The organism is Oceanimonas pelagia (assembly GCF_030849025.1).
In the GTDB taxonomy this organism is placed as follows: Bacteria; Pseudomonadota; Gammaproteobacteria; order Enterobacterales; family Aeromonadaceae; genus Oceanimonas; species Oceanimonas pelagia.
The window spans coordinates 2,008,560-2,027,785 of sequence record NZ_CP118224.1 but is presented as its reverse complement, the minus strand read 5'-3'; the positions used below and the strand labels follow the sequence as shown (position 1 = coordinate 2,027,785).

Below are 19,226 nucleotides of genomic sequence, written 5' to 3'. Positions count from 1 at the left end.
GTATGACACTGTTTGAAACGTGGCATTGTTGCCAGAAAATGCTCACTTCTTTGGTCGAATTGGTATTACTTCGAGATATGGGTGATCAGATCCAGTACCTTGTGGGAGTAGCCCACTTCGTTGTCGTACCAGGCCACCAGCTTGACGAAATGGTCGTTGAGGGCAATGCCGGCCTTGGCGTCAAACACGGCGGCATTGGGCTCGCCCAGAAAGTCGGTGGAAACCACGGCGTCTTCGGTATAACCAAGAATGCCTTTCATTTCGTTTTCCGAGGCGGCCTTGATCACGGCGCAGATTTCCTCATAGGTTGCTGCTTTTTCCAGGCGCACGGTCAGATCCACCACCGACACATCCGGGGTGGGCACGCGAAAGGCCATGCCGGTGAGCTTGCCCTTGAGGGCGGGAATCACCTTGCCCACCGCCTTGGCGGCACCGGTGGAGGAAGGAATGATGTTCTGGCCGGCGCCCCGGCCGCCGCGCCAGTCCTTGGCGGACGGGCCGTCCACCGTGTTCTGGGTGGCGGTGGTGGCGTGCACCGTGGTCATCAGGCCTTCGACAATGCCGAAATGATCGTTGACCACCTTGGCCAGGGGCGCCAGGCAGTTGGTGGTGCAGGACGCATTGGAGATGATGTCCTGACCGGCATAGTCGGTGTGGTTCACGCCCATCACAAACATGGGGGTGGCGTCCTTGGACGGGCCCGTCATCACCACCTTTCTGGCGCCGGCCTGAATGTGCTTGCGGGCGGTTTCGTCGGTGAGGAATACGCCGGTGCCCTCGGCCACCACGTCCACCCCCACCTCGTCCCATTTCAGGTTGGCCGGATCCCGCTCGGCGGTAACCCGTACCGGCTTGCCGTTCACGATAAGCGTGCCGCCTTCTACATGTACATCCCCCTGAAAACGACCGTGGGTGGAGTCGAATTTCAGCATATAGGCCATGTAATCAATATCCAGCAGATCATTGATGGCGACCACTTCGATGTCGTCCCGTTCGCAGGCGAGGCGAAACACGAAACGACCAATACGACCGAACCCGTTGATACCTACCTTGATAGTCATACATTCACCCGAAAGTTGAAAAAGCAATAAAAATGAAGGGGCTTACTGGTTGTAACGTTACTTAAACTGGGCGGCCCGTCAACGACGATAAACCGGCTCTCCTTGTGCTGGATCATGTCTTTTGGGACTTTGTGTCAAAATAAACGGGCGCCGGAATCCGGCAACTGAGCCGGGGCGCCTGCTCAGTTGCTGGCAGCATAACGCCGATAGCGGCCCCGTTCCAGCTGCTGTGCCAGATGCTCGACCTGCTGCTTCATGGCGTCTTTTTGCTGGTTGCTGAATCTGACATGGGAGTCCATGCGCTGCCAGTTGACCCACTCCTCACCATGCAGCTCGGCCAGGGCTCCGGCCCAGATCCAGGCTTGCTCGTAGCGTTTTTGTCCGATGTAAAGATCCACCAGGCTGGCCAGCAGGCTGGCGTCGGGCTTGCTGTCTTCCCGGGTCAGCTCCAGTGAGCGGTGCAGGGCGCGCTCGGCGGCGGCCGGATCCCGGTGCAACAGCAAGCCGGCCAGGGCCTGCTGCAGCTCGGCCTGTTGCATCTCGGGGCGGGAGGCCTGGGCAATAAAGCTGTCGCGGGCCGAGCGATCACCATGGCGCTGCCAGCGCCACAGTTGCAGATAGGGGTAGTCGGAGCCGGCGGTGAGGGCTTCCAGCCGGGCCAGTTCCTCACCGATGTCGATAACGGCTTCCACCTTGATGTTTTTGCGCTCATGGCGCTTGGTGTATTCGATGTCGAGCAGCGGATCCAGGCACAGCCGGTAGTGTTCCAGGCTGCTCATCAGCCGGTAGCGGCTGGCATCGCCGGGGTGCTCGGCGTTCTCATAGCGTGCCTCAACCAGCCGTTCCCGCTCCCGGGTGCACCAGCTGTCGTCGTGCAAATCGGCACAGAACTGGGGGAATCGGCCGCACAGGCCACGGGTGCGATCTCGCTCACAGCCTGCCAACAAAAGTATGCCAGCAAGCAGAAATAACAGGGGTTTGGTTCTCATTTCGGTCTTTTTGCGCTCGGCTCCGGTCTGGTAATCATACCCCCTATCCACTAAAATGGGCGCGCCTGAAAAGCCCAAAAGCAGCAACTTTTTGTTTGGCTGCTCATACCAATAACGGTTACGTGAATTAAAAGGATCCGGTCGATGACCCATGAGAGTTACCTGTCCGCCTGGCAACAGAGCCAGGAACTGGCAGAGTCCATGCAGCCCCTGATTGGCAAACTGTACCGCAACCAGGGCGTGGAAACCTGCGTCTATGCTCGCCCCCTGCTGAACGCATCTACCATTGACATTCTCAAGGCTCACCGTGTGGTGCGTCGTCACGAAGGCCAGCCGCTGCCGGTCAGCCAGAGCTACCCTGTGCTCAAGGCCCTGAGCGAGATGGAACTGGCCCCGGCCAGCATCGACCTGGGCAAACTGGCGGTGCGCTACTGGAAAGATCATCAGGACGAGTCCGGCCTGGCCGACTTCCTGAAAGCCGAGCTGGCCCCGGCCCTGAACGCCAATACCGACGCCAAGCCCACCGACGTGGTGCTGTACGGCTTTGGCCGCATCGGCCGCCTGCTGGCCCGCCTGCTGATTGAACGCGCTGGCAGCAACAACGGCATGCGCCTGCGTGGCATAGTAGTGCGTGGCAGCAGCGACGATCTGGAAAAACGCGCCAGCCTGCTGCGTCGTGACTCCGTGCACGGTCCTTTTAACGGCTCCATTGAAGTGGACGCCGACAACAACGCCATTATCGCCAACGGCACCTACATTCAGGTGATCTACGCCAACAGCCCGGACGAAATCGATTACACCCAGTACGGCATTCACGATGCCCTGGTGGTCGACAACACCGGCAAGTGGCGCGACGAAGCCGGCCTGGGCCTGCACCTCAAGGCCAAGGGTGCCGCCAAGGTGCTGCTGACCGCGCCGGGCAAGGGTGACATCAAGAACATCGTGTTCGGTGTGAACGACGACATGATCCAGCCGGAAGACCGCATCATGTCCGCCGCCTCCTGCACCACCAACGCCATCACCCCGGTGCTGAAGGCGGTGAACGATGCCTACGGTGTGAAGAATGGTCACGTTGAAACCGTGCACTCCTACACCAACGATCAGAACCTGATCGACAACTACCACAAGGGCGATCGCCGTGGCCGCAGCGCCGCGCTGAACATGGTGCTCACCAGCACCGGCGCCGCCTCCGCCGTGGCCAAGGCCCTGCCCGAGCTGAAAGGCAAGCTGACCGGCAACGCCATTCGCGTTCCTACTCCGAACGTGTCCATGGCCGTGCTCAACCTGAACCTGGAAAAAGCCACCACGGTAGAAGAGCTGAACGACTACCTGCTGCAGGTGTCCCTGGACTCCCCGCTGCACAACCAGATCGATTACAGCACTAGCAGCGAGCTGGTTTCCACCGACATGGTCGGCTCCCGCTTTGCCGGTATCGTTGACTCCCTGGCTACCATTGTGGAAGGCGACCGCGCCGTGCTGTATGTGTGGTACGACAACGAATTCGGTTACAGCTGCCAGGTGGTGCGCGTGATGCAGAAGATGGCCGGTATCGAGCTGATGGATCTGCCCGCGCGCGGCTGATCGCATTTTTGCAAACCGGCAGACAAAAGGGGTGGCAGAAGCCACCCCTTTTTTCATGGGGAATGGTAAATTGAGCCCATCTATACAGGAGGAAGTGTCATGTCATCGTTTCAGCAAGCCATTGCCGCCATGCCCAAAGAAGTATATGAGCGGCTCAAGACCGCGGTGGAGCTGGGCAAGTGGCCCGACGGCTCCGTGCTCACTCAGGAGCAGAAGGAAAACAGCATGCAGGCGGTACTGGCCTGGCAGGCCATGCACAACGACAACCCCGAGCACATGACCATTGGCAAGGGGGGCGAGCTGGTGATGAAAAGCAAGGCCGAGCTGCGTCGCCAGTTTCGTGACGAAGAAGAAATTGTACGCAGCAAGCTGAACTGAACCTTGCCGGCCCGGGTTTATCCCGGGCAATATTTCAGCCCCAGCCCCAGCCCCAGCCCCAGCCCCAGCCCCAGCCCCAGCTCCGGTTCACCCATTCCAACCCTGTCCTGCGTCTTCGCGCCTCACGTCCAACCTTTATCTCCTGCCTTGGGAAATTTTCTTGTACAACCTTGATCATCTTGTACAACCAGCGCTATGGTAAATACATAGTTGTACAAGAGGGTTGGCAATGTACAAGTTTGATCCCCATATCATCAAGGTAGGTATTAGCGGTTGCCTGATGGGCCAGAAGGTGCGTTTTGACGGCGGACACAAACGTTCCGACTTCTGCACCGAGCAGCTGGCCAAATTCGTGGAGTTTGTTCCCGTCTGTCCGGAAATGGCCATTGGCCTGGGCACACCCCGGCCCAGTATTCGGCTGATTGGCGCACAGGGGCAGGTGATTGCCCAGACCGCCAGGGGCGTGGATGTGACCGGGGCGCTGCGCGACTACGGCCGCACCATGGCGGCGCAATTTGAAGGCCTGAGCGGTTATGTGCTGTGCGCCAAGTCGCCCAGTTGCGGCATGGAGCGGGTGCGGGTCTATCACGAAAGCGGCAAGGGCAACGCCAAGGAAGGGGTGGGCATCTATGCCGCCGAAATCATGCAGGCGCTGCCGTTGCTGCCCTGCGAGGAAGACGGCCGGCTCAACGATCCGGTGCTGCGGGAAAACTTCGTCACCCGGGTGTACGCCCTGCACGACTGGCAGTGCCTGCTGCACCGCGGGCTGACACCGTCGAGCCTGATTGCCTTTCACAGCCGCTACAAATATCTGCTGATGGCCCATCACAGAGACAGTTATCAGGAGCTGGGCCGGCTGGTAGCGGATCTGTCGGAGCATCCGCAGCAAAAAGCCGGGCAGTATATTCACGGCCTGATGCAGGCCCTGAGCCACAGGGCCAGCCGCAAGGGCCATACCAATGTGCTGCAGCACCTGCAGGGCTATTTCAAGCGCCAGCTGACCTCGCGCCAGCGCCAGGAGCTGGCCCGCACCATTCACCAGTACCGGGAAGGCATATTGCCGCTGCTGGCGCCCATCACCCTGCTGCGCCACTACCTGGAAGAGCACCCCAACGACTACCTGCGTCAGCAGGTCTATCTCGATCCGCATCCGGAGGCATTGCGACTGCGTTATGGCATCTGAGCCCCAATATCCGATTCGGGAAGTATCCCGCTTAACCGGCATCAACCCGGTCACCCTGCGCGCCTGGCAGCGCCGTTACGGTCTGCTCAAGCCGGCGCGCACCGACAAGGGCCACCGGCTCTACTCCGATGAAGACATCGCCCTCATTCGGCAAATACTGCACTGGCTGGAGCAGGGAGTGAGCATCGGTCAGGTCAAGGGCCTGCTGAACAACCCGCAGCCGGTGGAGGAAGGCTCCAACTGGGAACAAGCTCGCCTCCGGCTGCTGACGGCAGCCGGAGATCTCAATCTGGGCCGGCTGGAAGCGGAGCTGGTTGAGCTGGCCAGCCTGTATCCGGCGGAGCTGCTGTTGCGTCATGTGATTGAGCCCTGGCTGGCCGCGCTGGCCCGGCTGGAACGGCCCGACAGTCAGCTAATCGAGCAAAGCGCCACCGCCCTGCTGGCCCGGGTCTTTACCCAGTTGCTGACCATCAAAACCGGCCCGCGCATTGCCGTGGCCCGGGTGGGGCAGGGCCACGGGCTGAGCAGCCTGCTGACCTGCTTTGAACTACAGGGGCTGGAATGCCGCAGCCTGGAGTTGGGGCTGCTGGAGCCGCTGCAACTGCCGCTGGCGGTGGAGCGGCTGAAGTGTGATGCCCTGGTGGTGGTGCTGGGGGGCGGCCTGCCTCAGAGCTGGTTTGCCGAACGGGTCCAGTGCTGGCCCGAGCACAGCTTTTTTATCGGAGAGCTGGGGCGGGTGTATGCCGAGCAGGGCTGGCTCACTCGCCCCCATGAAAATACCGTGAGCGAACTCGCGAGGAAGCACGATGCGACATTTGGTGTGGTTTAGAAACGATTTGCGGGTGGCCGACAACCCGGCGCTGCATGCCGCCGGTAATGAAGGCGAGCAGGTGCTGGCGGTGTACATCGACTGCCCCGGCCAGTGGCGGGAGCATGGTCACAGCCCCATGCAGCGGGACTTTCTGAACCGCAATCTGCAGGCCCTGGCGGAACGGCTGGCGAAGCTGGGCGTGCCCCTGACCGTGCTCGAATGCGAGCGTTTTGACGACGTGCCCGAGCTGCTCGCCGACTGGGTGGCGCAGCACGGGATTGATGCCCTCTATGCCAACCGGGAGATCGGCGTCAACGAGCGCCGCCGCGATAAGGCGGTGCAGCAGCGGCTGGCCATTCCCTGCCGGGTATACAACGGCGACTGCGTGATGAACCACGGCAGCATTACCACCCAGGGCGGGGACATGTACAAGGTGTTTACGCCCTTCTCCAAAGCCTGGCTGAGCGCCCTTCGGAGCCAGGGCTACCGCTTGTTGCCCGTGCCCGCGGCCGTTGGCAAACCGTGTCACCCCGGTGCCGTCACGCTCAGGGGCGATAAAAAGGACAGCGGCGCCTGGCCCGCCGGCGAGCAGGCGGCACAGCAGGCGCTGGCGCGGTTTTGCGCCGAACGGCTGCTCGATTACGGCGAGCAGCGGGATTTTCCTGCGGCGGAGGGCACCAGCCGCTTGTCGCCCTGGCTGGCGCTGGGGGTGCTGTCTCCCAACCAGTGCCTGGCGGCGCTTGAGCAGGAGCTCGGCAGCCTGCCTTTTGGCCGGGGCGAGCGCGGCTTTACCTGGCTCAACGAGCTTATCTGGCGGGAGTTTTACCGTCACCTGCTGGTGGCCTTTCCCCGGCTTTCCATGAGCCGGGCCTTCAAGGAAGAAACCGAGGCGCTGCAATGGAGCAACGACGACGACGCTTTTTCCGCCTGGTGCCAAGGGCAGACCGGCTACCCCATAGTGGATGCGGCCATGCGTTGCCTGCGCGAAACCGGCTGGATGCACAACCGGCTGCGCATGATAGTGGCCAGCTTTCTCACCAAGGATCTGCATCTCGACTGGCGCCGGGGCGAGGCCTGGTTTATGACCAACCTGATCGACGGTGAGCTGGCCGCCAACAACGGTGGCTGGCAGTGGGCGGCGGGCACCGGCGCCGATGCCGCGCCCTATTTTCGCGTGTTCAACCCGGTGACCCAGAGCGAGCGCTTTGACCCCGACGGCGACTTTATTCGCCGCTGGGTACCCGAGCTGGAAAGCGTACCGGCCAGACACATTCATGCCCCCCACGAGTGGCTGCGCCAGCGCGGACGGGCAGGGGAGTATGCGCCGCCCATCGTCGATCACGCCAGGGCCCGGCTGCATGCCATTGCCATGTTCGATGCCCTGAAGGATGAGGAGGCGGTATGAGCCCGGCCCTTGACGCCTTTTGCCGGTTGTATCAGAGCCTGTCGCCTGCACAGCTGGATGGCCTGCGCCGGGTGTATTCCCAGGATGTGCTGTTTGCCGATCCGGCCCACGACATTCGCGGCATCGACGCCCTGGTGGCCTATTTCGAGGGGCTGTTCGCGCGGGTCAAGCAATGTCGCTTTGACATTATTCAGGTGATGGAGCAGGACGGCGAGGCCTACGTGCGCTGGGAAATGCACTTTATTCACCCCAGCCTTAACCATGGCCGGCCGGTGAGCGTGCCCGGAGTCAGTCACCTGTGTTTTGCCGACAGGGTGTTTTACCACAGGGACTTCTTTGATCTCGGCACCATGCTCTACGAGCGGTTGCCGCTGCTGGGCAGCTGCATTCGCGCCCTGAAACGGAGGCTGAATTCATGAAACGGGTTTTAATCACCGGCGCCAGCTCCGGCATTGGCCTGCAACTGGCGCGGGATTATGTGGCGGATGGCTGGACCGTGGTGGCCTGCGGCCGACATCACCACAAGCTGAAGCAGGCGATGAGTGGCGAGCGGGTGGAATATGCCGTGTTTGATATCAACGACCGCACCGCTGCCACTGACGCCTTGAACGCCGTGGCGCCGGTGGATCTGGCCATTCTCAATGCCGGCACCTGTGAATACGTGGACGATGCCCACGCCTTTGACGCCGCCCTGTTCGAGCGGGTGGTGCAGGCCAACCTGATCGGCACCGCCAATTGCGTGGCGGCGGTGCTGCCGCGCATTAAAACCGGTGGCCGGCTGGCGCTGGTGAGCTCGTCGGTGACCTTTGTGCCCCTGACCCGCGCCGAGGCCTATGGTGCTTCAAAGGCCGGAGTGGATTACCTGGCCCGCACCCTGGCGGTGGATCTGAAGCCGGACCAGGTGGCGGTGAGCCTGATCCGCCCCGGTTTTGTGGACACCCCGCTCACGCAAAAAAACGACTTTCCCATGCCCGGCCGGGTCAGCCCGGCGCAGGCCAGCCGCGCCATTCGCTCAGGGTTGGCCAAAGGCAAACGCGAAGTGACCTTTCCCGCCGGCTTTATCGCCACCCTGAGTCTGCTGTCCTGGCTGCCCCAGGGGCTGTGGCTGAGTCTGGCCCGCCGTATGAAAAAGGAGCAGGCATGAGCAAGATAGCGGTGATTGGCAGCGGCATTGCCGGCCTGACCTCGGCCTGGCTGCTGAGCCGGGAGCATGAGGTTACCTTGTTTGAAGCCAATGACTACCTCGGCGGCCACACCGCCACCGTGGACGTGACCCTGAACGGCCGTACTCATGCGGTGGACACCGGCTTTATCGTGTTCAACGACCGCACCTACCCGCGTTTTCGGCGGCTGCTGGCCAGGATCGGACTGACGGCCCGGCCCACGGAAATGAGCTTCAGTGTGCAGCAGGCCGCCACCGGACTGGAATACAATGGCCATACCCTCAATACCCTGTTTGCCCAGCGCAAAAACCTGGTGAACGGCCGCTTTTACGGTTTTCTGCTGGAGATCGTGCGCTTCAACCTGCTGTGCAAGCGGGCGCTGAAGCAAGGCCGCCTGAGTAACGACGAGACCCTGGGCGGGTTTCTGGCGGAGCACGGCTTCTCGGACTTCTTTGCCGGCCATTATGTGCTGCCCATGGTGGCGGCCATCTGGTCGTCGTCTTTGGCCGACAGCCGGGATTTTCCGCTGGTCTTCTTTCTGCGCTTTTTCAACCATCATGGCTTGCTCAATCTGGTGGACCGGCCCCAGTGGTATGTGGTGGAAGGGGGCTCGCGCAGCTATATTCCGGCGCTGGTGAAGCATGTTCAGGATATTCGCCTGAACTCGCCGGTGCAGTCGGTGCGCCGGCTGGACGGCGGCGTCGAGATTGTCACTGCCGCCGGGCGTGAACAGTTTGATGAGGTGATCCTGGCCTGCCATTCGGATCAGGCGTTACGGCTGCTGGCGGATGCCAGCGAGGCCGAACAGTCGGTGCTGGGCAACCTTGCCTATCGCAACAACGAGGTGGTGCTGCATACCGACACGCGCCTGCTGCCCAGCGAGCGGCGGGCCTGGGCCAGCTGGAACTATTACCTCGGCGGCGGCGAGCAGGCGTTGCCGGCGGTGACCTACAACATGAACATTCTGCAGGGCATCGAGTCTGACGACACCCTGTGCGTCACCCTGAACCGCAGCGAGGCCATCGATCCTGCGCGCATATTGCGTCGCTTTACCTATGCGCACCCGGTGTATAACCAGGCCGCCATGGCCGCCCAGGCCCGCCGCCTTGAAATTTGCGGCCATGGTCACACCCATTTCTGCGGCGCCTACTGGTACAACGGCTTTCACGAGGACGGGGTGCGCAGTGCCCTGGATGTGTGCGAGCGTTTCGGAGCCGGCTTATGAGCCTGAACAGCGCCATTTACACCGGTGTGGTGCGCCACCGCCGTTACCGGCCCAGAGCCCACGCCTTCAGCTATGGCCTCTACATGCTGGCGCTGGATCTGGACGAGCTGCCGGTCCTGGCCGCCAGCAGCCACGACTTTGCCCTGGAGCGCTTTGCGCCCTTAAGTTTTTGTCGCCGGGATTATCTGGGAGATGAAGGCACGCCGCTCAAGCAGGCGGTGCTGGAAGAAGTGGCCCGTCTCGGTGGAGAGTCCCTCGGCCTGGAGCGGGTGCTGATGCTCGGCCAGGTGCGCTGTTTCGGCATCTATTTCAGCCCGGTGAACCTGTTTTTCTGTTACCAGCACGGCGAGGCCCGCTACCTGCTGGCCGAGGTCCGCAACACCCCCTGGAACGAGCGCCATTGCTACCTGGTGGATCTGCGCCAGCCCGAAGCCACCGCCAAGGCCTTTCACGTGTCGCCCTTTATGGGCATGGCCATGAACTACCACTGGCGCATTTCACCGCCGGCAAAGCGGGCGCTGGTGCACATTGAAAACCGCGATCCCGGGCTGTTGTTTGACGCCACCCTGGCCCTGCGCCGCCGGCCCTTTGAGGCCCATGTGTTGCGCACGGCCCTGCGCCAGTGGCCGGTAATGACCCTCACCGTGATGCGCGGTATTTACTGGCAGGCGCTGAAACTGCTGTTAAAGCGCATTCCCTATCATTCACACCCTTAAGGACGCCAAGATGGACACAACCCTGACCCTAGCCGCCCCCCGCCGCCTGGATCGCTGGGCCCGAACTCTGGCATTTTCCTTGTTGTCCGGGCTGAAACACGCCGGACTCACCGTATACGACGGCGACGACCGCTTCTTCTTCGGCGAGGCCGGTGCCGCACTGCAGGCGGAAGTGCGGGTGCGGGACCCGCGGTTTTATCGCCGGCTGATGAGCGGCGGCAGCATAGGGGCCGCCGAGTCCTGGGTGGAAGGGGGCTGGCACAGCCCGGATCTCACCAGTCTGGTGCGGCTGTTTGCCCGCAACATGGCGGTGCTGGACAAGCTCGAGCGGCGCCTCGGCTGGCTTACCCGGCCCTGGCACCTGCTCACGCACCGGCGCAACCGCAACTCCAGGGCGGGCAGCCGGGCCAATATTGCCGCCCATTACGATCTGGGCAACGACATGTACCAGCTGTTTCTCGATCCGCACATGCAGTATTCCTCGGCGGTGTTCCCAAGAAACAACTCACCGCTGGAGCTGGCCCAGGAGCACAAGCTCAGGCTTGTCTGCTCGCGGCTGGATCTCAAACCGGACGACCACCTGCTGGAAATCGGCACCGGCTGGGGCGGACTGGCCTGCTATGCGGCGCGCCATTACGGCTGCCGGGTGACCACCACCACGCTGTCAAAGGAACAGTTCGACCATGCCAGGCAGCGGGTGCAGCGGGAAGGGCTTGAAGACAGGGTGACCCTGCTGCTGAAGGATTACCGGGAGCTGACCGGTCAGTATGACAAGCTGGTCTCGGTGGAGATGATAGAGGCGGTGGGTCATGAATACCTGCCGGCGTATTTCCGCGTGCTCAACCGGCTGCTCAAACCCGACGGCCGGCTGCTGATCCAGGCCATTACCATTGCCGATCAGCGTTATCAGCAATACCGCAAGGGTGTGGACTTTATTCAGCGTTACATCTTTCCCGGTGGCTGTCTGCCCTCGGTGAGCGAGATGACCCGTCACCTGCGCGAGCAGACCGACATGACCCTGGTGCGCCTTAACGATTACGGCTGGCACTATGCCGAAACCCTGCGCATCTGGGCCGAGCGCTTTCGCCGGGCCGGCCCCGAGCTGGCCCGGCTGGGCTACAGCGCCGACTTTCAGCGGCTGTGGGCCTTTTATTTCGCCTACTGCGAAGGCGGCTTTCTTGAAGGCACCATTGGCCTTGCCCATTTCGAGGCGGCCAAACCCGGAGCGAGAGTATGTCGAAATGGCAATGGACCCAGCTGGTAGCCTTTGAAGGTTTCTGGCTGCTGGCGGTGGCCGGGCAAAACACCTGGGCCTGGCTCACCGCCGCCCTGCTGGGGGTGCATTTTGCCTTTACCCCCAGCCGCCGGGCGGATGTGCGGGTGTTATGGCTGGCGGTACTGGGCATGGCAACAGATGCCCTGCTGACCCTGAGCGGGGTGTTCGCGTTCAGCCACTGGCCGCTGTGGCTGGGGCTGTTGTGGGTGGGCTTTGTGCTGACCCTGGGGCACAGCCTGGTATGGTTGCGGCGTTTCTCCCGGCCCTGGCTGGCGCTCACCGGCGCGGTGGCGGGAGCATCGTCATATCTGGCCGGCTGGAAACTGCAGGCGGTGGCACTGCCGCTGGGGTTCTGGCCTTCGGCGCTGGTGCTGGCGCTGATCTGGTCTGGGTTGCTGCCGCTGCTGGTGGTACTGGACCAACGACTGCGAAGGAGTGAACCATGAAAAGGCTCTGTTTACTGTTATTGCTGGTGGTGTCATCGGCGTCGGCCAGCCCGGTGGCCGATCTGGCGCTGGTGGGCCAGGGCAAAATGAGCTGGCTGTTCTGGGATCTGTATCAGGCCCGTTTTTACAGCGAAAACGGCCGTTATCAGCCGGGGCAATATCCTCAGGCATTGTCGCTGCGCTATGCCCGCAATATCGACAAGGAGGATTTGCTGGCCGCCACCATAGAGGAGTGGCAGCGCCTGGGGGTGAACTGGAAGCCGGAATGGCCCGAGCGGCTGGCACAGCTCTGGCCCTCGGTGCGCACCAATGACGAGCTGGTGCTCAGGGTGGACGAAAACGGTGCCAGCTCGTTTTACTTTAACTGGCGGCTGCTGGGGCGTATCGACGATCCGGCATTTGCGCCGGCCTTTCTGGCCATCTGGCTGTCACCCGACAGCCGGGATCCCGCTTTGACCCGGCAACTTAAAGGAGGCTGACATGAAGGTATTGCTGGCGGCACTGGCGCTGTTGCTCACATCCTGCAGCAGTCAGATCGCAGACTATAAAGACACCACCCCGGCGCTGGCGCTGGATGAGTTTTTCAACGGCGAGCTGGTGGCCTTTGGCATGGTGCAGGACAGATCCGGCCGGGTATTACGTCGCTTCAGAGTGGACATGGTGGCCAACTGGGAAGGCAACCAGGGCGTGCTGGAAGAAGACTTTTATTATGATGACGGCGAGTGGCAGCGCCGGGTCTGGTATCTGGAAAAACACCCAAATGGCCGCTACACCGGCACCGCCGGTGACGTGGTCACCCCCGCCGAGGGCCAGACCCAGGGTTATGCCCTGAACTGGCGCTATACCCTGGCGGTGCCGGTGGACGGAAAAGTATGGGACATCGACTTTAACGACTGGATGTACCTGCTGGACGAAAACCGCCTGATCAACCGCGCCGAAATGACCAAGTGGGGTTTCAAGGTCGGGGAAGTCACCCTGTGGATTGAACGTAAATCTGACGTGTGAGGAGAGAGGGGTGAGGAGTGAGGAGTGAGGAGACCTCACTCCCAACCCCTCACATCATTACTCAAAACCCCGGGGTGGAGATTTCATCCAGCGACAGGGAAAAACTGGGCACGAACACCTCGATAAAATACCGAACTTCGTCGTTCATGCGCGCGTCCAGCATGGTGGTGAGCCGTTCCCGGGCCTTGGCGAATTCCCGGTTGCCCGCCGACAGCTCTTCCTCGCACTTGAGATAGGCGCATAGAATGTCGGCGGACTTCACCAGATGGCTGTAGTCATCCTGCACATGGCCGCACAACAGGGGCTCAAAGGCGGATTGCAGCTCGGCGGGCAGCATGGCCAGCAGGCTTTGCTCGGCGTTTTGCTCAATGGCCTTGTAGGTGGTGGCCATCTCCTGATTAAAGTATTTCACCGGAGTGGGCAGATCACCGGTGAGCACCTCGCTGGCATCGTGATACAGGGCGCGCAGGGCGGCGGTGCCCGGATCCAGCCGGCCGCCAAACAGGGTGTTTTTAATCACCGCCAGGGCGTGGGCCACCATGGCCACCTGCAGGCTGTGCTCGGCGACGTTCTCGGGATCCGTGTTGCGCATCAGCGGCCAGCGCTGGATCAGCTTCATGCGGGCCATCTGGGCAAAAAAGTGACTGCGGTTCATGCTGTTGCCTCATGAGGTTTGCGGGGCTTGCCGTTATAATGGCACCACAACTGCCAATGGAGAACAAGATGGACAAGCAAACCCAAACCGAGCTGGAAGCCGCCGCCTTTCGCACCCTGCTGGCGCATCTCGACAAGCGCAAGGACGTGCAGAACATCGATCTGATGAACCTGGCCGGCTTTTGCCGCAATTGCCTGAGCAAGTGGTATCTGGCCGCCGCCGAAGAGCGGGGTGTGGAGATGAACTACGACCAGGCCCGGGAGCGGGTATACGGCATGCCTTACGGCGAGTGGAAGGAAAAGTACCAGAAAGAGGCAACGCCTGAGCAGAAGGCGGCCTTTGAGCAAAGCCACAGGCACGACTGACGTCGTGCGGGATGAGGGAGCAGTGAGTTATTCAGGCTCCGCCAGAGCCTGAATAACACGTTTCACGTCTTACATCTCACTTGAACACCACGGTGCGGTTGCCGTACACAAACACCTTTTCTTCCAGCACCAGGTTGAGCGCCCGGCTCAGCACCGATTTTTCCACGTCCCGGCCGGCCTTGGCCATGTCGGCGGCGGAAAAGGCATGGTTCACGTGGGTGACGTCCTGCTCGATAATGGGGCCTTCGTCCAGATCGTCGGTCACGAAGTGGGCGGTGGCGCCAATCATCTTCACGCCCCGTTCATAGGCCTGGCGATAGGGACTGGCGCCGATAAAGGCGGGCAGAAAGGAGTGGTGAATGTTGATGATGCGCTTTTCATAGCGGGCCACAAAGGCCGGGCTGAGAATGCGCATGTACTTGGCCAGCACCACATAATCGGGCTGATAACGGTCGATCACCTCCGCCAGCAGCTGCTCGTGCTCGGGCCGGTTCAGCCCGTCGTGAGACACGGTATGCCAGGGAATGTCGAATTTTTCGGTCAGCCCCCGGAGGGTGTCGTAGTTGCCTATCACGGCGGCGATGTCGATGTTCATGGCACCGCTGAAGTGTTTCATCAGAATATCGCCCAGGCAATGGGCTTCCTTGGTCACCAGGATCACCACCCGCTTGCTGCCCGCCGGCACCAGCCGGTTCTGGCCGCCTTCAGGCAAGGCTTCGTTCAAGTCTGCCAGCAGGGTGTGGTCGTTAAAACGCCCTTCCAGTTCGGTACGCATAAAAAAATGACCGTTGTCGTGATCCACGAACTCGTCGTTGCGCACGATATTGAGCTGGTGCTTATAGCAGATATTGGTGATTTTCGAGATGAGGCCCCGGGCATCGGGGCAGTGGCTCAGCAGAATTTTTCGTTCCATGGGTTTCTTCTTGTTGTTGGCAAGGCTGCTTATCGTCGGCCGCAGCACTGTTTGTATTTTTTGCCGCTGTGACAGGGGCAGGGCTGATTGGGACCGATTTTGGACGGGTTGAACTGACCCGAGTGGTACACCCAGCGGCCTTCATGGCGCACAAAGCGGGAGCGCTCGTGCAGCAGTACCACCCGGCCGTTCTCGCGGTAACGTACCCTGAACTCCACCTCGCCTTCGCTGTCGGCACAGCCGCCCCGGGCAAACACGATGGCCAGCCCCAGCCACTCGGTGTTGCGTCCGGATTCGCTCAGGGTGGCGGCGTTCAGCTCCCCCAGGGTGTCCGGATGCCAGGTGTGCACCAGATAATCGCCCAGTCCCAGCCGGTAGGCGCTGTAGCGGGAGCGCATCAGCGCCAGGGGCGTCGGGGCCGTGAGCCGACCGTCCAGAAAGGGCTGGCAGCAGTCGGAAAACCGCTGTCCGCTGTCACAGTGGCATTGCATGGCGTTGGATCAAAAAATGAAAAGCAGCAGTATGCCAGATCAGAGGAGAGAAGGTGAAAAACAAAACGGCCCTCTCGGGCCGTTTGTGACGGAGATGGCAAGGCCGCTTATTCGATGATTTCCACCTGAATGCTGGCCTGACCCTTGGCATCTACACGGCGATCGCGCTGACGCTCTTCCTCGCTCATGCCCTGAGCCAGCTCTTCACCGTACCAGGCAGTCTGAATGTTCTCGGCAGCCACACCCCGTTGCACCAGGTAGTCCTTGGCGGCCAGCGCACGGCGCTCGGACAGCTTGCGGTTGTACTCGGCACTGCCCAGTCGGTCGGCATAACCGGCCAGTTCAATCTGGTAGTCCGGGTTCTGCTCGGCAAAGCGGGCCACATCGTCCAGGGTGGCACGGGCTTCGGCAGACAATGCGGAACTGTCAAAGGCGAAGTAGACGGAGCCATCGGCGGTGACGGTACGGGTTTCGTAGGTCACTTCAGGCTGCGGCTGAGGCGCCACCGGCGCGACCGGCGCGGGAGCGGCCACGCGGCGGTTGGGGTGCAGCACCAGCTCCAGCATCACGTTGTTGACGTCGGTCTCAAAGCCGTTGTTGACCAGGTCGCCCATGTCTTCAATGCGGCGATAACGCAACTGTACGTCCACCAGGTCGCTGGCGCGGTAGGCCAGGCCCAGGCCGGCCAGGGGAGACACGCCTTCGTCGCCGTTGGCCACGTCGGCATCCCAGCCCAGGGCACCGACCTCGCCAAACACGGAAACGCGTTCGGTCAGGGGCAGGCGGCCAATGGCGGACAGGTTGAGGGCGCGGGTATCGGCGTCGCCGCCATAGTTGCTAAAGCCCAGCTCGGCACCAAAGTACTGGTTGAAGTTGTAACCGCCAAACAGGCTCACCGCTTCGGCATTGTCATCGGCGCCGGTGTTGTTGCGATCGATATCTTCATAGTCGGCGTAACCGGCACCGGCACCCAGGTACCAGTCGTTGGCCTGTACACCGGCAGACAGGCCGGCGGAAGCCAGCGCCATTGCGATCAAAGAAGAAGCCACTGTCTTTTTCATGTTTTTGTTCCTCATTCGAATGAGTTGTTGGCGTGCTCACAGCGGAATAACCGGCCCCGTACGGGAGACCCATTCGGGAAAGCTGTTTCGGAATGTTGCACTCGGTTACTGCATTCCCGTTCCTGTTCCACGCGGGGCCAGACTATCTTGTTTTCAGGTGGCTCACAAGACGGGAAAAGTGGACGTGAGCAGGCCGACCGGTCAGTAATGGAACCATAAAATAGAAAGAAGCGAGCGAATTCGGTGGCCAAATGAACAATTATTTGTCATATGGAAACATTTTTTCAACAAAAAACGGCCAGTTCATAACGAGTCTGTAGAGGGGTGTTAAACTAAATACTGTATGCAACATACCTGTCGTAATCTGCCATTGAGGAGTAGCTAGATTATGAATCCTGATACCAGCCTGGTCGGAAAAAAGATCCGGCAAATTCGTGAGGCGATGGGACTCAGCCGGCCAAAATTTGCCGAGTTGCTTCAGGTTCCTCCCACCACACTTAAAAATTATGAACTGGGGTATCGGGAGGTCGGTGGCGCCTTTCTGGTGGCCTTGTCTCAACATCCGGAATTACACAAATATACCCTGTGGCTGCTGTCCGACACTACCGTGCCCGAAGCGGGGCAGGTCAGCCCGGAGTCATGATCATCTGAGGGCCCAGGGCGGTTGAGGCATCGCCCTGCGTCGGTTTTTGCGCGGTCTCCCTTCTGCATACGTTTTTTCCTTCCCTTTTTGTATGCTAATAAGGTGTTTCATCCATTCTTGTGAGGCCATTGTCGTGCGTGCCATTCTACTTGCCCTGCTGTTGGGCTCGCTGACCGCCTGTGTCCAGTCTCCCACCGGCCGCAGCCAGGTGCTGCTGTTTTCCGAAAATGACATGCAACGCCTGGGAGAGCAGTCGTTTGCCCAGTTGAAGGAGCAGGAAACCGTCAGCAAGGATCGTGCCCTTAACGGTTACGTTCAGTGCGTCACCAACCAGCTGGTGGCGGAATTGTCCGGTGGCGGTCAGTGGGAAGTGGTTCTTTTTGACTCCAATCAGGTGAACGCCTTTGCCTTGCCCGGCGGCAAGGTGGGGGTGTATACCGGCCTGCTCAGGGTTGCCAACACCCAGGATCAGCTGGCGGCGGTGATCGGTCATGAAATTGCCCACGTGCTGGCCCGGCACAGCAACGAGCGGGTGTCCCGCACGCAGCTTGCCAATATCGGCCTGAGTGCTGCCGACACCGCCCTGGGCCAGTCGGGCATTCGCCAGCCGGCCATGGCGGCCCTGGGCCTGGGAGTGCAGGTGGGCTATTTGCTGCCCTATGGCCGCGAGCAGGAAGCCGAAGCCGACCGGCTGGGCCTTGAGCTGATGGCCCGGGCCGGCTTTGACCCGCAGCAGGCCGTAACCCTGTGGCGTAACATGGCGGCGGCGGAGTCGGGCAACCAGCCCCCCGAGCTGTTGTCTACCCACCCGTCTCACGGCACCCGCATTCAGGGGCTGTCGACCCTGCTGCCACAAGCCAGCAACCTCTATATGCAGGCCCGGGCCCAGGGCAAGCAACCGGCCTGTGCACGCTGATGCTGTACGGGGTTGATATCGGCGGCACCAAAATCGCCTTTGGGGTGTTCGATGAGCACTACCATTGCCTTGAGGCCAGCCAGCATGCCACGCCTGCTCATGACTACGCCGCCTTTCTGGAGCTCGTCACCGGCCTGGTGCGCAGTGCCGACCAGCGCCTGGGCGGACAGGGGCGGGTGGGAGTGGGGTTTCCCGGAGTGCTCAATGCCGACCAACGCATTCTGGCGCCCAATGTCCCGGCCATTCACGGCCGGGATCTGCTGGGCGATCTGCGGCGCCGGCTGAAACGCCCGCTGCATGGTGACAACGACGCCAACTGCTTTCTGCTGTCGGAATACCATGGCGGCGCCGTCGCGGGCAGCCGGCTGGCGCTGGGACTGACCCTGGGCACCGGCGTGGGCGGTGCCCTGATCCACGACGGCCGGCTGGTCAACAGCCGGCGCGGTGGCAGTGGTGAATTTGGTCATGGCGCCATCGGCGCCGGGCTGCTGACGCGGTATCCCGACCTGCCGCTGTTTGACTGTGGCTGCGGCCGCAGCGCCTGTCTGGAAGCCTATGTGTCCGGTACCGGTCTGGCCCGGCTGTACCGCCACTGTGGTGGTCCGGAGCGCGACGGCAAGGCCATTGTTGCCGCCTGGCAACAGGGGGAAGCCGAAGCAGGGCGCTGCCTGGAACTGTACGTTGAGGTGCTGGCGGCCGGGCTGGGCGCCCTGATGACCCAGCTTGACCCCGATGCCCTGGTGCTGGGGGGCAGCCTGGGGGAAGCGCCCTGGCTGTATGACCGGCTGGCCGCGCGGTTGCCCGCGTATCTGATGCAGGGCATCACTCCGGCGCCGGTGTGCTCACCGGTGTTTGGGGGAGCCGGCGGCGTGCGCGGTGCGGCATTATTGGCCGCCCGGCCGGATTCGCCATTCAGCATGGAGGCATAATTTGTTAGCATTGG

Annotated in this window: 23 protein-coding genes; 17 read left to right on the top strand and 6 right to left on the bottom strand. The window is 61.5% G+C overall.

What is annotated here, in order from left to right; genetic code table 11:
- Positions 1-65 precede the first annotated feature (65 nt).
- Positions 66-1,061, bottom strand: coding sequence for a type I glyceraldehyde-3-phosphate dehydrogenase (gene gap, locus PU634_RS09545; protein ID WP_306760576.1), 996 nt, complete (start codon positions 1,059-1,061; stop codon positions 66-68).
- 182 nt (positions 1,062-1,243) lie between these two features.
- Complete coding sequence (locus tag PU634_RS09540; protein WP_306760575.1) at positions 1,244-2,050, bottom strand: DUF2989 domain-containing protein; 807 nt, start codon at positions 2,048-2,050, stop codon at positions 1,244-1,246.
- Between the two features lie 144 nt (positions 2,051-2,194).
- On the opposite strand from PU634_RS09540, the gene PU634_RS09535 reads away from it, so the two are divergent.
- From PU634_RS09535 to PU634_RS09475, 13 genes are all read left to right on the top strand, one after another.
- A complete protein-coding gene (locus PU634_RS09535) occupies positions 2,195-3,631 on the top strand; it encodes a glyceraldehyde-3-phosphate dehydrogenase (RefSeq protein WP_306760574.1) in 1,437 nt (478 codons plus the stop codon).
- A gap of 99 nt (positions 3,632-3,730) precedes the next feature.
- Positions 3,731-4,009 carry a YeaC family protein gene (locus PU634_RS09530; protein ID WP_306760573.1) on the top strand — a complete coding sequence of 93 codons (279 nt, stop codon included), beginning with the start codon at positions 3,731-3,733 and terminating at the stop codon, positions 4,007-4,009.
- Between the two features lie 229 nt (positions 4,010-4,238).
- On the top strand, positions 4,239-5,192 hold the full coding sequence (locus PU634_RS09525) for a YbgA family protein (protein WP_306760572.1): 954 nt from the start codon (positions 4,239-4,241) through the stop codon (positions 5,190-5,192).
- Entirely contained in the window at positions 5,182-6,021 is an 840-nt protein-coding gene (locus tag PU634_RS09520; protein WP_306760571.1) for a MerR family transcriptional regulator, read from the top strand. The genes PU634_RS09525 and PU634_RS09520 overlap by 11 nt, the downstream gene beginning before the upstream one ends.
- Complete coding sequence (gene phrB / locus PU634_RS09515) at positions 5,999-7,408, top strand: deoxyribodipyrimidine photo-lyase (protein WP_306760570.1); 1,410 nt, start codon at positions 5,999-6,001, stop codon at positions 7,406-7,408. Before PU634_RS09520 ends, phrB begins: the two co-directional genes overlap by 23 nt.
- Entirely contained in the window at positions 7,405-7,827 is a 423-nt protein-coding gene (locus PU634_RS09510; protein WP_306760569.1) for a nuclear transport factor 2 family protein, read from the top strand. The genes phrB and PU634_RS09510 overlap by 4 nt, the downstream gene beginning before the upstream one ends.
- On the top strand, positions 7,824-8,552 hold the full coding sequence (locus PU634_RS09505) for an SDR family NAD(P)-dependent oxidoreductase (RefSeq protein ID WP_306760568.1): 729 nt from the start codon (positions 7,824-7,826) through the stop codon (positions 8,550-8,552). Before PU634_RS09510 ends, PU634_RS09505 begins: the two co-directional genes overlap by 4 nt.
- Entirely contained in the window at positions 8,549-9,796 is a 1,248-nt protein-coding gene (locus PU634_RS09500) for an NAD(P)/FAD-dependent oxidoreductase (protein WP_306760567.1), read from the top strand. Before PU634_RS09505 ends, PU634_RS09500 begins: the two co-directional genes overlap by 4 nt.
- The gene (locus PU634_RS09495; RefSeq protein ID WP_306760566.1) at positions 9,793-10,512 is read left to right on the top strand and encodes a DUF1365 domain-containing protein; all 720 of its coding nucleotides are present in this window, start codon (positions 9,793-9,795) and stop codon (positions 10,510-10,512) included. The genes PU634_RS09500 and PU634_RS09495 overlap by 4 nt, the downstream gene beginning before the upstream one ends.
- A 10-nt stretch (positions 10,513-10,522) precedes the next feature.
- A complete protein-coding gene (locus PU634_RS09490) occupies positions 10,523-11,776 on the top strand; it encodes an SAM-dependent methyltransferase (RefSeq protein WP_306760565.1) in 1,254 nt (417 codons plus the stop codon).
- Positions 11,746-12,234 carry a DUF2878 domain-containing protein gene (locus tag PU634_RS09485; RefSeq protein WP_306760564.1) on the top strand — a complete coding sequence of 163 codons (489 nt, stop codon included), beginning with the start codon at positions 11,746-11,748 and terminating at the stop codon, positions 12,232-12,234. Before PU634_RS09490 ends, PU634_RS09485 begins: the two co-directional genes overlap by 31 nt.
- On the top strand, positions 12,231-12,713 hold the full coding sequence (locus PU634_RS09480; protein WP_306760563.1) for a chalcone isomerase family protein: 483 nt from the start codon (positions 12,231-12,233) through the stop codon (positions 12,711-12,713). Before PU634_RS09485 ends, PU634_RS09480 begins: the two co-directional genes overlap by 4 nt.
- A 1-nt stretch (position 12,714) precedes the next feature.
- Positions 12,715-13,239, top strand: coding sequence for a DUF3833 domain-containing protein (locus PU634_RS09475; RefSeq protein ID WP_306760562.1), 525 nt, complete (start codon positions 12,715-12,717; stop codon positions 13,237-13,239).
- A gap of 61 nt (positions 13,240-13,300) precedes the next feature.
- Here the strand turns inward: PU634_RS09475 and yfbR are convergent, their stop codons facing one another.
- Positions 13,301-13,894 (bottom strand): 5'-deoxynucleotidase, encoded by a 594-nt coding sequence (gene yfbR / locus PU634_RS09470; protein WP_306760561.1) that lies wholly within the window; start codon positions 13,892-13,894, stop codon positions 13,301-13,303.
- A gap of 68 nt (positions 13,895-13,962) precedes the next feature.
- Between yfbR and PU634_RS09465 the strand changes: the two genes are divergently transcribed.
- Positions 13,963-14,259 (top strand): DUF1244 domain-containing protein, encoded by a 297-nt coding sequence (locus tag PU634_RS09465; protein ID WP_306760560.1) that lies wholly within the window; start codon positions 13,963-13,965, stop codon positions 14,257-14,259.
- A 76-nt stretch (positions 14,260-14,335) separates the two neighbouring features.
- Here PU634_RS09465 and purU read toward each other — a convergent pair whose 3' ends face one another.
- The 3 genes from purU to PU634_RS09450 all read right to left on the bottom strand — a co-directional run bounded on the left by purU (position 14,336) and on the right by PU634_RS09450 (position 16,724).
- Complete coding sequence (purU, locus tag PU634_RS09460; RefSeq protein WP_306760559.1) at positions 14,336-15,172, bottom strand: formyltetrahydrofolate deformylase; 837 nt, start codon at positions 15,170-15,172, stop codon at positions 14,336-14,338.
- A gap of 29 nt (positions 15,173-15,201) precedes the next feature.
- Complete coding sequence (locus PU634_RS09455; RefSeq protein ID WP_306760558.1) at positions 15,202-15,663, bottom strand: YchJ family protein; 462 nt, start codon at positions 15,661-15,663, stop codon at positions 15,202-15,204.
- A 107-nt stretch (positions 15,664-15,770) separates the two neighbouring features.
- Positions 15,771-16,724 (bottom strand): OmpA family protein, encoded by a 954-nt coding sequence (locus tag PU634_RS09450; RefSeq protein WP_306760557.1) that lies wholly within the window; start codon positions 16,722-16,724, stop codon positions 15,771-15,773.
- A gap of 388 nt (positions 16,725-17,112) precedes the next feature.
- Here PU634_RS09450 and PU634_RS09445 point away from each other — a divergent pair, with 388 nt between their 5' ends.
- The 3 genes from PU634_RS09445 to PU634_RS09435 all read left to right on the top strand — a co-directional run bounded on the left by PU634_RS09445 (position 17,113) and on the right by PU634_RS09435 (position 19,212).
- A complete protein-coding gene (locus tag PU634_RS09445; protein WP_306078379.1) occupies positions 17,113-17,367 on the top strand; it encodes a helix-turn-helix domain-containing protein in 255 nt (84 codons plus the stop codon).
- A gap of 133 nt (positions 17,368-17,500) precedes the next feature.
- Positions 17,501-18,283, top strand: coding sequence for a M48 family metallopeptidase (locus PU634_RS09440; protein ID WP_371319594.1), 783 nt, complete (start codon positions 17,501-17,503; stop codon positions 18,281-18,283).
- Positions 18,283-19,212 (top strand): ROK family protein, encoded by a 930-nt coding sequence (locus PU634_RS09435; protein WP_306760555.1) that lies wholly within the window; start codon positions 18,283-18,285, stop codon positions 19,210-19,212. Before PU634_RS09440 ends, PU634_RS09435 begins: the two co-directional genes overlap by 1 nt.
- Positions 19,213-19,226: the final 14 nt, after the last annotated feature.